The organism is Sphingobium sp. (genome assembly GCA_023266575.1).
Lineage (GTDB): Bacteria > Pseudomonadota > Alphaproteobacteria > Sphingomonadales > Sphingomonadaceae > Sphingobium.
The window spans coordinates 106,045-119,826 of the sequence record JAHFPV010000009.1 but is presented as its reverse complement, the minus strand read 5'-3'; the positions used below and the strand labels follow the sequence as shown (position 1 = coordinate 119,826).

Sequence of the window (13,782 nt, the reverse complement as noted above, 5' to 3'; positions counted from 1 at the left end):
AGGTCGCCCCTCCCGCGGGCGGGAGGGGGTTAGGGGGTGGGCGTGCGCACCCCTGTTCCGCTGGCCCACCCCTAGCCCCTCCCGCAAGCGGGAGGGGAACGAGTAGTGAATATGACCGATCTCCAGAAAATCCTCCGCGCCAAAGCGCCGCTCACCCTGTCGGGCGTCCCCGCGGGGTTCCAGCCCTGGTTGCTGGCCGACATCGCCCGCGCTTCGCCGAGCCGCGCCGTGTTCGTCGCCTCCGACGAGCAACTGATGCGCGCGGTGGCGGAGACGGCGCATTATTTCGCGCCGGAGATCGAAATTATCGAAATCCCGGCCTGGGACTGCCTGCCCTATGACCGGGCCAGCCCGTCGCTGCGCACCGCGTCGGCGCGGCTTGCCGGGCTGTACGCCTTGCAGGCCAAACCGAGCGGCCCACAACTGGTCCTGACCACGCTCAACGCCCTGACCCAGCGTACCCTCACGCCGTTCCGCGTCCGGCAACTGGTGGCGAAACTCGCGCCCAAGGAGCGGATCGCGATCACGCGGTTGGCCGAAATGCTCCAGGCCAATGGCTATGTCCGCACCGATACCGTCCATGACCGGGGCGAGTTTGCGATTCGCGGCGGCATTGTCGATCTGTTTCCGGGCGGCGAGGAGCAGCCGCTCCGCCTCGACTTTTTCGGGGACGAGATCGAGACGGTCCGCCGCTTCGATCCCGGCGACCAGCGCACCACCGGCAGCGTCGATGGCTTCACCCTGCTCCCCGCGTCCGAAGCGTTGCTGGACGAGGATACGATCAAGCGCTTCCGCGGTCGCTATCGCGAGATGTTCGGCGCGACCGCGACCGGCGATCCGCTCTATCAGGCGGTGAGCGACGGGCGGCGCCTGTCGGGCATGGAACATTGGCTGCCCCTGTTCGAGGAAAAGCTGGTTCCGCTGTCCGACCATCTGGGCGAGGATGCCGTGATCATTCGCGACCATGGCGTCGTCGGCGCAGCCGATTCCCGGTTCGAGGCGATCCGCGATTATCACGCCAACCGGGTGCAGGCGAAATCGTCGGACCCCGGTGCCTATCGCCCGCTGAAACCCGATCTCCTCTATCTCGACGCCGCCGAATGGGACGCCATCGTCGCGCGCTGGCCGATGCACGTCGCGACCCCCTTTCATGAGCCGGACAGCGCCACCGTGCTGGACTTCGCGGTCGATGGCCCGCGCGATTTTGCGCCCGAACGCGCGCAGAACGCCAATGTCTATGAAGCGGTCGGCAAACATATCGGCACGCTGCAACGGTCAAAGAAAAAGGTCGTGATCGCCAGCTACTCCGCCGGCGCGCGCGAACGATTGTCGGGCCTGCTGGCCGATCATGGCGTCAAGCGGATGGCGGCGGCGGACAGCTGGCAGGAGGCGCTGGGGCTGGCCGCCGGTGGCAGCGTGGTGCTGACCGTCCTGCCGCTCGACCATGGTTTCACCGCGCCCGACGTCGCGGTGCTGACCGAACAGGATATGCTGGGCGACCGGCTGGTCCGCCGGGCCAAGCGCAAGAAGAGTGCGGACGCCTTCCTCGCGGAACTGGCAACGCTCTCGCCCGGCGATCTGGTCGTGCATATGGACCATGGCATCGGCCGCTATGAAGGGCTGACCCAAATCCCGGTCAGCAAGACAGCCCATGACTGCGTCGCCTTAAGCTATGCGGGCGGCGACAAATTGTTCGTGCCGGTCGAAAATCTCGAAGTCCTCTCCCGCTATGGCTCCGACAGCGACGGGGTCAGCCTCGACAAATTGGGCGGCGAAGCGTGGCAGCGGCGCAAGGCCAAGATGAAGGAGCGCATCCGCGAAATTGCGGGGGAATTGCTCAAGACCGCCGCCGAACGCGCGCTGCGCGCCGCCACCGTCGCCGAACCCGACAGTGCGGGCTATCCCGCCTTTGTCGATCGCTTCCCCTATCAGGAAACCGAGGACCAAGAGCGCGCCATCCTGGACGTGATCGAGGATCTGGGCGCAGGCAAGCCGATGGACCGGCTCGTCTGCGGCGATGTAGGCTTTGGCAAGACCGAGGTGGCGTTGCGCGCCGCCTTCGTCGCGGCGATGGCCGGGATGCAGGTCGTACTGATCTGCCCCACCACCCTGCTGGCACGCCAGCATCATATGCAGTTCGAGGAGCGCTTTCGCGGCTTCCCGGTCAATATCGGTCGCCTGTCCCGTCTGGTCCCCGACAAGGAGGCCAAGGCGGTCAAGGCGGGGCTGGCCGACGGCACGGTGGACATCGTCATCAGCACCCATGCGCTGCTGACCAAGGGCATAGAGTTCAAGCGCCTGGGCCTCGTCATCGTCGATGAAGAACAAAGGTTCGGCGTGACCCACAAGGAGCGGCTGAAGTCGCTGAAGACCGACGTGCATGTCCTGACACTGACGGCGACACCCATCCCGCGCACGCTGCAAATGGCGATGTCGGGGCTGCGCGAACTGTCGGTGATCCAGACCCCGCCGGTCGATCGCCTGGCGGTGCGCAGCTACACCATGCCTTGGGACGGGGTGGTGATCCGCGAGGCGCTGCTGCGCGAACATTATCGCGGCGGGCAGAGCTTCTTCGTCGTCCCCCGCATCGCCGACCTGACCGAGATTGAGGAATATCTGCGCACCGAAGTGCCGGAAATCAAGGCCATCGTCGCCCATGGCCAGATGAGCGCCACGCAGGTGGAAGAACGCATGTCGGCCTTTTACGACAAGCGCTACGATGTGCTGCTGTCCACCACCATCGTCGAAAGCGGGCTGGACATCCCCAGCGCCAACACCCTCATCATCCATCGCGCCGACCGCTTTGGCCTCGCCCAACTCTATCAGCTGCGCGGTCGCGTCGGCCGGTCCAAGACCCGCGCCTATGCCTATATGACGACACCCGCCAACCGCATCATCACCGAAACGGCGGAAAAGCGCCTGAAAGTGCTGTCCGATCTCGACACGCTGGGAGCTGGCTTCCAGCTGGCCAGCCATGATCTCGACATTCGCGGCGCGGGCAATCTGGTCGGTGACGAACAGTCGGGCCATATCCGTGAAGTCGGGTTCGAGCTTTACCAGTCGATGCTGGAAGAGGCGATCCTCGACGCCAAGGCGGGCGGCGCGGGACTTGAACCGCGCAGCGACAGCTTCTCGCCCCAGATCAGCGTCGATGCGCCGATCATGATCCCCGACGATTATGTGCCGGACCTCGACCTGCGCATGGGTCTCTACCGCCGCCTGAACGAGGTGGAGGACCGGCAGGGTCTGGAATCCTTCGCCGCCGAACTGATCGACCGTTTCGGCAAGCTGCCCGCGCCCACGCAAAACCTGCTCAAGATCATCGAGATCAAGCAGAATTGCGTGAAGGCCAACATCGCCAAGATCGACGTCGGGCAAAAGGGCGCGCTGGTCAGCTTCTTCGAGGATCGCTTCCCCAATCCCGCGGGTCTGGTCGCCTATATCCAGCGGCTCGACGGCGTGGCGCGGCTGCGGCCCGACAGCAAGGTTGTGGTCAACCGCAACTGGGCCGATTCCGCCGCTCGCCTGAACGGCGCGCTGCAATTGTCGAAGGGGCTGGCCAAGGCGGCGGGGTGATGCCTTGTCGTCCAACGAGCGATGGCTTAGGCTGAGGCGTCAACGGGGTGGGAGATGAAGATCATGGCTGTCGAACTGTTCGTGCTGGCCTGGAGCATGGTGCTGCTCCTGATCCACATCTTCGCCGCCGCCCATGTCAAGACGAAGCAATATGGCACCAACTGGAATATGGGCGCGCGCGATGAGACATTGCCGCCGCTCAATGCGGTGGCCGGTCGTCTGGCCCGCGCGCAGGCGAATTTTCAGGAAACCCTGCCCATCGCCATCGTTGCGCTGATCGGCGTCGTGGTGGCGGGTCGATCGAGCGAGATGACCATGCTCGGCGCCCATATCTGGCTGGGTGCGCGCATCCTCTATCTGCCCGTCTATGCCCTTGGTATCCCCAAAATCCGCACGCTGATCTTCCTCGTCAGCCTGGTCGGACTGGGCATGGTGTTGTGGCCGTTGCTGCGCCTGTAGAATATAATACCCGTTCGTCCTGAGTAGCCATTGAGCGAAGTCGGAGTCGCAGACGACCGTAGGTCAAATGGCATATCGAAGGACCAGGCGCTGCGCATAATGCTTCGATACGAGCCTTCGACAAGCTCAGTCTCTACTCAGCACGAACGGATGTTAGGCAAACTAAGGGCATTGCACTTCAGCCCGCCAGCACCAACGCGACCAAATCGGCGGACGACACCCCTGCCGATCGCAGGAAACCCTGATAATAATCGCATCCCTCGCGCGCCAGCAAATCAAGCTGTTGCTGCGTCTCCACCCCTTCCGCCACGACCTTCAGCCCCAGCGACTTGGCCATGTGGATGACCCCGCGCACGACGATCCGGTCGCGCGCGCTCCCGGCGATATCCTGCGCCAGCCCGCTGTCGATCTTGAGATAATCGAGCGGCAGGCTCTTGAGATAGGCGAGGCTGGAATAGCCGGTGCCGAAATCATCGATCGCGACCGCCAGCCCCTCCGACCGAAGCGCGGTCAGCAAAGCTGCGGCGGCATCGACATCCTCGATCAGCCCGCTTTCGGTGATCTCGACCGTCAGGCGGGATCGGGGAAAGCCGCTATTGTCCACGATCGCCAGCAACCCGCTCATGAAACCGGGCTGGGCAATGTCCGCCGCCGTCACATTGATCGACAGGCGCAACGCGGACAGCGCGCGGGGCCATGCCGCGGCCTGCCGCAACGCCTCCACCTGGATATGCGCGGACAACGGCAGCATATAGTCGGACCGTTCGGCGGTGGCGAACAATATGCCCGCGCCCAGCGGCCCATATTGCGGATGGTTCCAGCGCGCCAGCGCCTCCACACCGCTGATGACCTCCGAATCCACCGGATATTGCGGCTGGAACACGATGCCGATTTCGCCGCGATCGAGCGCCAAACGCAGATCGGTTTCCAGCTGGTCGGGATCGACCTGACGGCTGTGGCGATCAGTCGACAGTATGCGAATGCCCTCTCCGCCCGCCTGACGCGCATCCGCCAGCGCGGTGCCGGCACGACGCAGCAAATGGGTCGCGTCATCTTCGGGCCGCGCCTGGGCGATGCCGCAGCGGGCAATCAGACGGATAAGATGATCGCCCGCGCTGAACGGACGACCGATCGCCGCGATCAACTGCCGCGCCAGGAAGGTCGCGCGGTCGCTGCCCGCCACTTCGCCGGTCAGGCCGACCAGAAATTCGGTCCCGGTGATGCGCGCGACCATGGCGCCGGGCGCGACATCGTCGACCATCCGCTCGATTCGTCGGGCGATACGGCCGAGCAATGCGTCGCCGACGACCTGGCCATAGGCCGCGTTCATCCGCTCAAACTGGCTGATCGACAGCAATATGGCGGTGGTCGCCAGCCCGGTGCGCCGATCAAGCCAGTCGAGCGCCGCCTGTCGCGATCGCAATCCGGTCAGATAGTCGCGGCTCGCCAGATCACGCTCCTGCGCGTCGGACAACCACTCGACATCGGCCGCGACCACGCCATCCTCGACCCGCAGATGATGGACCAGCCGGTTGCCGGGCCGGTCGGGCAAGTCATGCGCCAGCGCGGCGGGACGCCCCGCCCGCATCATCGCCCTTAGCGCCGTCAGCACCGCGCGTCGCTCCGCCCGTGGCAGACGGCGGATCAGCGCCGCAGGATGAACCCGCGCCATCGGCAGATCGAGATGACGGGCGAGACTTTCGCTCAGTCGCAGCAGCGAATCGCTGCGCCCCAATTCCCAGTAGAGCGCGTCGCCGCGCCGAATCCGCTGGGCGCGCTGGCTGTGCGATGCGCCGCCGCCCAGTCGCTCCACAAGCCTCTGCGCCGAAGCCAGCGCCGCGCGCAACGATGCCTCGCTATAGGGCGCGGTCAGGAAATGGGTCGCGCCTGCTGCCAGCAAATCGGGAATGATCGCTTCATCCGCCTGATCCACCAGCACGATCAGCGCGCCGCCGCCTGCCTCCATCGCCGGGACCAGCGGGGCCAGCAGCTTCGCTTCTCCGCCACCTGCGCGCATGTCCACCAGCGCGACCTGCGCCTCGCTGCGCAGATAGCGCTGTGGTGCCTCCCGCGCGCGCCGTGCGCCGATCGCGCGCCAGCCAGCCGCCTGCGCGGCATGGCACAGCCCGTCCCGGTCGCCGGGCGACAGGATGAAAAGGCTGCGCTGTCCGTCTGCGGCCTGATCCGCGATCACTGATATGGTCCCCTGGGCGCGCGCATCCTGCCGCCTTAGCATCAACGGGTTACCGACGTCTTGCGTATCCCGCAACCGGGGTGCTTGCGCGGGGCAGGTCCATCCCCTAGCTAAGGGGCATGGCCATGGCGGACCCCTCACGCACGCAGATGACCGACGGCCTTGGCCGCCGGATCAGCTATTTGCGCATATCCGTGACCGACCGCTGCGACCTGCGCTGCCGCTATTGCATGGCGGAAAAGATGCAGTTCCTGCCCAAAAATCAGGTGCTGACGCTGGAGGAGATCGCGCTGCTGGCCGACCTATTCGTCGCGCGCGGCATTAACAAGATACGGCTAACCGGCGGCGAACCGCTGGTGCGGCGCGATATTGGCGATCTGGTGCGCCGGATCGGGCGCCATCTGGGCAATGGGCTGGACGAGCTGACGCTGACGACCAATGGCACGCGCCTGGCTGACCATGCCGACATGCTGGCCGATGCAGGGGTGCGGCGGATCAATGTGAGCCTCGACAGCCTTGATCCCGATCGTTTTGCCCATATCACCCGTGGCGGCGACATACAGACGGTGTTTGGCGGGCTGAAAGCCGCGCAGGCGGCGGGGCTGGCGATCAAGATCAACATGGTGGCGCTGAAAGGCGTCAATGACGATGAGATCCTGCCGATGCTGCGCTGGTGCGACGCGGAAGGCCTGGACCTGACGCTGATCGAGACGATGCCATTGGGCGAAACGGGTGACGACCGGACCGACCATTATCTGCCACTGAACCAGGTAGCCGACGATATCCGCGCGCTCCACGCCCTCACCCCGCTGCCCGACCGCACCGGTGGCCCCGCACGCTATCACAGCGTCGCGGGGATGACGGCGCGGCTTGGTCTCATTACCCCGCTCACCAATAATTTCTGCGCCGATTGCAACCGCATCCGCATGACGTGCGAGGGCAAGATTTTCATGTGCCTGGGCCATGAGGATCATGTCGATTTCAAGACGGCGCTGCGCGAAGGCGGCCTGCCAGCCGTCGAGCCGCTGATCGACCGCGCCCTGCGGCTGAAGCCTGCGCGCCACGACTTCCGCATCGGTGCCGGTGAAACCGCGCCTGCCACCCGTCGTCATATGAGCGTCACCGGCGGATGAGCGGCGAGATTCGGCGCGCGCTTGTCGTGTCCCCTACCCAGGCAGCCAAGGCCGCCGAGGAACGGTTGCGCGCCACCTACGACTTCGTGCCGGTCGATCAGGCCGAGATGATCATCGCGCTCGGCGGCGACGGCTATATGCTCCAGACGCTCCATTCTATGCTGGAAGCGCGGCGGATCGTTCCGGTGTTCGGCATGAACCTGGGCACGGTCGGCTTCCTGATGAACGAATGGCGGCTGGAGCGGCTGGAACAGCGGCTGGAAGCGGCCAAGATGTTCAAGGTCAATCCGCTGCGCATGATCGTCGATACGGTCGATGGCGAGCGTTTCTCCATCCCCGCCATCAACGAAGTGTCGCTGCTGCGCGAAACCCGCCAGACCGCCAAGCTGGAGGTGCAGGTCAATGGCCGCGTCGTCCTGCCCGAACTGGTGTGTGACGGCGTGCTGGTGGCGACGCCAGCCGGGTCCACCGCCTATAATCTGTCGGCCCATGGCCCCATATTGCCGTTGGGATCGGCGTTGGTCGCACTGACCCCGATCAGCCCGTTTCGTCCGCGTCGCTGGCGCGGCGCGATCCTGCCGGAAAACACCGTCATCCGCTTCACCGTGCTTGATCCGGTCAAGCGCCCGGTCAGCGCCGTGGCCGACCAGCGCGAAGTCCGCGACGTCGCCCAGGTGGAAATCAAGATCGACCGCGCGACCCCGCTGACCTTGTTGTTCGACCCCGAACATACGCTGGACGACCGCATCGCGGCCGAACAATTCATCGCCTGAACGGGGGCTTTAACGGGGCCAAAGCCCGGCCTGACGGGGAGCCAAAAAAATCATCAGATTAGCGCTTGCCAATTCTTAAAAGCCGCTGCTATAGGCGCGGCCTGCCCGGCGGAAGTCGGGCTGCTCCCCGATAGCTCAGCGGTAGAGCATTCGACTGTTAATCGAATGGCCGTAGGTTCGAATCCTACTCGGGGAGCCAGATTTTCCTGCCAGCGCGGCGATACTGCCGCCCGCAGGAAAGGCTCCAGACTTATCCGATAATATGCTTCAGTCGCCCTCGTCCGGCGGGCTGAACACCGACCAGCCGGTACGGCGGGCGAGTTCCTCCAGCGCCAGCGTGCCAAGGCAGCTATTGCCGCTGGCGTTCAGGCCCGGCGACCAGACCGCGATGGCAGCGCGGCCCGGCACGATCGCCAATATGCCCCCGCCCACGCCCGACTTGCCGGGGATGCCGACGCGGAAGGCGAAGTCGCCCGATGCGTCATAATGTCCGCAGGTGAGCATTAGCGCGTTGATGCGGCGCGCCCGGCGCGGAGAGATCACGCGCCCCCCGCCCGGATGCCGCCCGTCGAGCATCAGATAGCGTCCGGCCAGCGCCAGTTGCCGACAGCTCATCTCGATTGCGCATTGATGGAAGTAGCTGCCCAGCACCAGTTCGGCGGGGTGCCGCACATTGTTGAAGGCGCGCATATAGTTGGCGAGCGCCATGTTGCGAAAGCCCGTCGCGGTTTCCGACACGGCGACCGCTTCGTTGATGGTGATGCTGTCATCGCCAGCCAGATAGCGTACGAAGCGCAGCATCTCGCCAATGGCGACGCGCGGCTCATGCCCGCCCAGATTGACGTCGGCCACGACGATCGCGCCCGCATTGATGAAGGGATTGCGCGGGATGCCCTGCTCATGTTCCAGCTGGGTGATCGAATTGAACGCATTGCCCGACGGCTCGCGCCCCACCCGGTCCCACAACTGGTCGCCGACCTTGCCCAGCGCCAGGGTGAGCGCAAACACCTTGGACACCGACTGGATCGAAAAGCCGGTATCAGCGTCGCCCCCGGTCAGCACCCGGCCATCGGCGGTGACGATGGCGATGCCGAATTGCGCCGGATCGACGGTCGCGAGTTCGGGGATATAGGTCGCCACCTGCCCGCGATCCTCCATCGACGCCATGCTGGCAGTAATGTCGGCTATGACAGCTGGAAGATCGAGACTCATGCCTTTGCCCTAACCCTGTTGCGCAAAGCCGAAAGGCCGCATCGAACGATCATACAAACTGCATGACGCCTCGATACGGCCTTTCCAAACGCTCAATTCAAAGGAGGCGGAAATAGGCTCCGGGCAGGATCAGTCGTTCTGTTCATTCTCGCCCGACAGGTCGAGCGAATGGAGCGGCTGGACCGTGGAAATGGCGTGCTTATAGACCAGCTGGACCATGCCATCGCGCTCCAGCAACATGCAGAACAGGTCAAAAGCGGCGATTTCGCCCTGAAGCATCACGCCATTGACCAGGAACATGGTCACCGGGCTGCCGGATTTGCGGACGGCGGTCAGGAAGATTTCCTGCAACAGCTTGGCCTTGCCATTGCCGTCGCTCGCCTTGCGCAGGTCGGTCAGGTCCATCGACTGGGCGGGCATCACGGTGGAGATGGCGTGCTTGTACACCAGCTGGGACTGGCCATCGCGGCGCAGCAGCACGGAAAAATTGTCGAACCAGGTGATGATGCCTTGCAGCTTCACGCCCTTGACCAGAAACATGGTCACCGGGGTCTTGCTCTTGCGCAGGCTGTTCAGGAAAATGTCCTGAAGGTTGTTCACTTTATCGGCCATGGTCTCTGCCGGTCCTTTATTCTTGGCGGGACGTTACCCGCTCTTGCACCCCTGGGCAGGGTGTCTTGCCTGCCCCCGCTTGTCGGGGGCAGGGATAATCGTATCGCAATTGCGAAGGGGCGTCCATGGGGAATGGAGCGCCCCTGATCGCCATCCTATTCCTTGCCGTCGGTGATCCCCAGCAGCTTGAGTTTGCGGTGCAATGCGGACCGTTCCATGCCGATGAAGGTCGCCGTGCGCGAAATATTGCCCGAAAAACGGCGGATCTGGATGCGCAGATATTCCCGCTCGAAACTCTCCCGCGCCTCCCGCAGCGGCGCGCCCATGATCGCGGACTGGCCCATGCCCTCACCGCCGCCGCTACTGGTCAGTTCAGCGGGCAGCATGTCCAGCTCGATCCGGCCGATGCGATCACCCGGTGCCAAAATCATCGTGCGTTCGATGACATTGCGCAGCTGGCGGACATTACCGGGCCATTCATTGGCTTGCAGCGCCGCCATGGCGTCACTCGCCATATCTGGCGGCGGCACGCGGCGTTCGGCGGCGAAACGGGCGAGATAATGTTCGACCAGCGGGGGAATATCGTCGCGCCTTTCGGACAAGGGCGGGATGACCAGCGGCACGACGTTGAGCCGATAGAAAAGATCCTCGCGGAAGCGCCGTTCCTCAATCTCGGTCGACAGGTCGCGCGCGGTCGAGGAGATGACGCGGACATCGACCTTGACCTGGCGCTGGCCGCCGACGCGGGTGAAGCTCTGGTCGGTCAGGACGCGCAATATCTTGCCCTGCGTCGTGATCGGCATGTCGGCGACTTCGTCGATATAGAGGGTGCCGCCATGCGCCTGTTCCAGATAGCCGGGCCGCACCAGACCGCTCTGGTCCTCCAGACCGAAAAGTTCCTCCTCGACCCGATCCGGGTCCATGCGGGCGGCGGCGACGATGATGAAGGGGGAATCGGCGCGGCCGCTCCAGCTGTGCAGCATCCGCGCGGCGACTTCCTTGCCTACGCCCGCCGGGCCGGAAATGAGGACGCGGCTGCCAGTGCCGGCGACCTTCTTGATCGTGGCGCGCACACCATTGACCGCCGCCGATGTACCGGTCAGCTCATCATCCTGCCCGAACCGGGCACGCAGCACCTGATTTTCACGCCGCAGCCGTTCCGTTTCCGTCGCGCGCGATACCAGATGGATCAGCCGGTCGGCCTCGAACGGCTTTTCGATGAAGTCGGCGGCTCCCTTGCGGATCGCGGCGACGGCTGTGTCGATATTGCCATGGCCGGATATCATCAGCACGGGAATGGTCGGATCGCGCCGCTTGATCTCGTCCAGCAGCTCCAGGCCATCCATGCGCGATCCCTGCAACCAGACGTCGAGCAGGACGAGCGAAGGACGGCGCGAATCCAGCGCCTCTATCGCACTGTCGCTATTGGCGGCGGTGCGGGTCGTAAAGCCCTCATCTTCCAGCACACCCGCGACCAGATCGCGAATATCCTCTTCATCGTCGACTATCAGAATATCAAGCGCCATTGGCCGTCACTTTTCCTTTGGGCATGGCAATAACCTGCCCTTCTTCCAATTTTTCCAGCGCCGCCGCAGCAAAACGCAATGTTACCGATGCGCCGCCACCCTGCGCGTCATCGAAGCGAATTTCCCCCAGATGCTCCTCGACAATCTTCTTGACGATGGCGAGGCCCAGACCCGTCCCCTTGGTCCGCGTGGTCATATAAGGTTCCAATATTCGGTCCCGTTCCGGGGGCAGGCCGATGCCATCATCGCGGACGGTGATGACCAGATCGTCGCCCATCTGGGCAACCCGCATGGACACATGACCGCGCGGTTCGCCCTCTGCCGGTTCCGGCTTGGGTTCAATGGCTTCCACCGCATTTTTGACGATATTCGTCAAAGCCTGCCCCAATTGTCGCCGGTCGCAGACCAGTTCCAGATCTGGCGTGTCAGCCTGATAGTCAAAGCGGATATCGGGATGCGCGACCTCGTGCAGGAACAGTGCGTGGCGGGCAATGTCGCCCACCGTCTCGCGCCGGAACACAGGCTTTGGCATCCGCGCGAAGGAGGAGAATTCGTCGACGATGCGGCGCAGGTCGCCCACCTGTCGCACGATCGTGCCGGTCAGCCGGGTAAAGGTCGGTCGGTCGCTGGTGATTTCGTCGGCATAGCGGCGCTGGAGCCGTTCGGCGGCCAGCTGGATCGGGGTCAGCGGGTTCTTGATCTCATGCGCGATCCGGCGGGCGACATCGGACCAGGCGGCGCGGCGCTGATCCGACAATTGCTGAGTGATATCATCGAAGGTCAGAATATGGCCCGACGCATCGTCCGACACCTTGACCGCCAGCGTCCGCAGGTCGCCATGAGCGCGGACCTGCACGATGCCCGCGCTCTCATCCGATGCGATCAGGTCGGCCAGTTCGGTCGATACGTCGGTCAGCAGGCGGCCGACCGGATCGTCGCCCTCCTCCACCAAAATGGCGGCGGCGGAGCGGTTGAGCAACTGTATCACGCCCTTGCGATCCACAGACAGTACGCCAGCCGTCACGCCCGACAGAATCGCCTCGATAAAGGCGCGGCGTTCGTCCAGCTGGCTGTTGGCGGCGACCAGCGCACCGGTCTGCGCCTCCAGCCTTTGGGTCATGCGGTTGAAGGCGGAGGCGAGCGTACCAATCTCGTCACGGGCCAGCGGACTGGTCACGCGCGCCGACAGGTCGCCCGCGGTGATCCGCCGCGCCGCCGTCACCAGTTCGTTGACCGGGCGGACCATCCAGTCGGCAACGGCCAACGCGATATAGACGGCGATGCCGACCAGCAGCAGCGATCCCACAAACAGGGCGATGTTGAAGCGGAGCTGCAACGCCCGCGATTGCGCCGAAAACACATCATAATCGGCGATCACCTTCTGCGCGCGCTCAACATTGCTGAACGCCCATGACCCCGAATCGCGGGTGGCGTAGAGATAGATTTTCGATCCCGGATACAGCAAAGTCACCGCCTCGATCTGCTGCGGCTTGGCCTGGACGACGACATTTTCGCCCGCATTCAGCCGCTTGACCACAGCGGCGGTCAGCATTTGCGCGGCGGGGCGGTTTTCCGGATCGACCGTGGCGGCGGTGCGGGCGACGCCATCCTTGCCGACTTCAATGATGGCCGATCGGTTAAGCTTGCGGGTCACGACCTGATAGATGAAGCCCTCGGCAAAGCGCGGGCTGTTGACCTTCGACTGGGCCAGATAGTCGCGCAGATCGCTGGCCATGGTGACCGTCTCGTCGCCGACCTCGCGCAGATTCTGCTCATAATAGCCGCGCGCCAGATCGCTGGCATTCTGGAGCATCCCGCGCGCGCTGTCGGAAAACCAGAATTGCACGCCATATTGAAACAGCAGGGACGCGAAGATCACCACCAGCAGCATGGGGACGCTGGCGACGATCGAGAAGATGGCGACCAGCCGGACATGCAACTGACCATCGCTGCCGATGGCCGAAGCCGCGGCACGGCGCTTGGCGACCCGCCGCCCCAACAGCACCAGCAAGGCGATGGCAGGGACGAGATTCGCGACCAGCAGCAGCGCGACGATCGGCGGGGTCAGCAGCGCGTAGGACTGGCCACTACTGGATACGAGCCGGTAGGTCAGCACCGCCATGCCCACGAACAGCCCCAGCGTCACCGCTTCGACCAGGGCAGCCAGACGCCGTCGGCGCAGGAAAGGCGGCAGATGCTTCCGCCATGCCGGCACCCGCCGGGAAACTGTAGTCGCGCCGCTCATAGTGGCTTTGTTACAACAACCCCGTGCCCGATCAAACACAGTATTTGTCGTA

At 64.3% G+C, this 13,782-nt stretch carries 9 protein-coding genes and 1 tRNA gene; 5 read left to right on the top strand and 5 right to left on the bottom strand.

Annotated features, from left to right (window positions below):
* The first annotated feature begins 111 nt into the window (after positions 1 to 111).
* Positions 112 to 3,576, top strand: a complete 3,465-nt coding sequence (gene mfd, locus Q0D44_RS10755) for a transcription-repair coupling factor (RefSeq protein ID WP_294136507.1) — start codon at positions 112 to 114, stop codon at positions 3,574 to 3,576.
* Between the two features lie 63 nt (positions 3,577 to 3,639).
* Complete coding sequence (locus tag Q0D44_RS10750) at positions 3,640 to 4,035, top strand: MAPEG family protein (RefSeq protein ID WP_294136431.1); 396 nt, start codon at positions 3,640 to 3,642, stop codon at positions 4,033 to 4,035.
* A gap of 178 nt (positions 4,036 to 4,213) precedes the next feature.
* On the opposite strand, the gene Q0D44_RS10745 is transcribed toward Q0D44_RS10750, so the two are convergent.
* A complete protein-coding gene (locus Q0D44_RS10745) occupies positions 4,214 to 6,271 on the bottom strand; it encodes a bifunctional diguanylate cyclase/phosphodiesterase (protein ID WP_294136506.1) in 2,058 nt (685 codons plus the stop codon).
* A gap of 77 nt (positions 6,272 to 6,348) precedes the next feature.
* Here Q0D44_RS10745 and moaA point away from each other — a divergent pair, with 77 nt between their 5' ends.
* From moaA to Q0D44_RS10730, 3 genes are all read left to right on the top strand, one after another.
* Entirely contained in the window at positions 6,349 to 7,362 is a 1,014-nt protein-coding gene (gene moaA, locus Q0D44_RS10740; protein WP_294136430.1) for a GTP 3',8-cyclase MoaA, read from the top strand.
* Positions 7,359 to 8,135 (top strand): NAD kinase, encoded by a 777-nt coding sequence (locus Q0D44_RS10735; protein WP_294136428.1) that lies wholly within the window; start codon positions 7,359 to 7,361, stop codon positions 8,133 to 8,135. The genes moaA and Q0D44_RS10735 overlap by 4 nt, the downstream gene beginning before the upstream one ends.
* A gap of 124 nt (positions 8,136 to 8,259) precedes the next feature.
* Positions 8,260 to 8,334, top strand: a tRNA-Asn gene (locus Q0D44_RS10730).
* A gap of 68 nt (positions 8,335 to 8,402) precedes the next feature.
* Here Q0D44_RS10730 and Q0D44_RS10725 read toward each other — a convergent pair.
* The 4 genes from Q0D44_RS10725 to Q0D44_RS10710 all read right to left on the bottom strand — a co-directional run bounded on the left by Q0D44_RS10725 (position 8,403) and on the right by Q0D44_RS10710 (position 13,730).
* Positions 8,403 to 9,347, bottom strand: a complete 945-nt coding sequence (locus Q0D44_RS10725; protein WP_294136426.1) for a glutaminase — start codon at positions 9,345 to 9,347, stop codon at positions 8,403 to 8,405.
* 129 nt (positions 9,348 to 9,476) lie between these two features.
* Positions 9,477 to 9,959: an RNA chaperone Hfq gene (gene hfq / locus Q0D44_RS10720; protein WP_294136424.1), complete on the bottom strand. Its 483-nt coding sequence runs from the start codon at positions 9,957 to 9,959 to the stop codon at positions 9,477 to 9,479.
* 155 nt (positions 9,960 to 10,114) lie between these two features.
* Positions 10,115 to 11,485: a sigma-54 dependent transcriptional regulator gene (locus tag Q0D44_RS10715; RefSeq protein WP_006960543.1), complete on the bottom strand. Its 1,371-nt coding sequence runs from the start codon at positions 11,483 to 11,485 to the stop codon at positions 10,115 to 10,117.
* The gene (locus tag Q0D44_RS10710; protein WP_294136420.1) at positions 11,475 to 13,730 is read right to left on the bottom strand and encodes an ATP-binding protein; all 2,256 of its coding nucleotides are present in this window, start codon (positions 13,728 to 13,730) and stop codon (positions 11,475 to 11,477) included. Before Q0D44_RS10710 ends, Q0D44_RS10715 begins: the two co-directional genes overlap by 11 nt.
* Between the last annotated feature and the right edge of the window lie 52 nt (positions 13,731 to 13,782).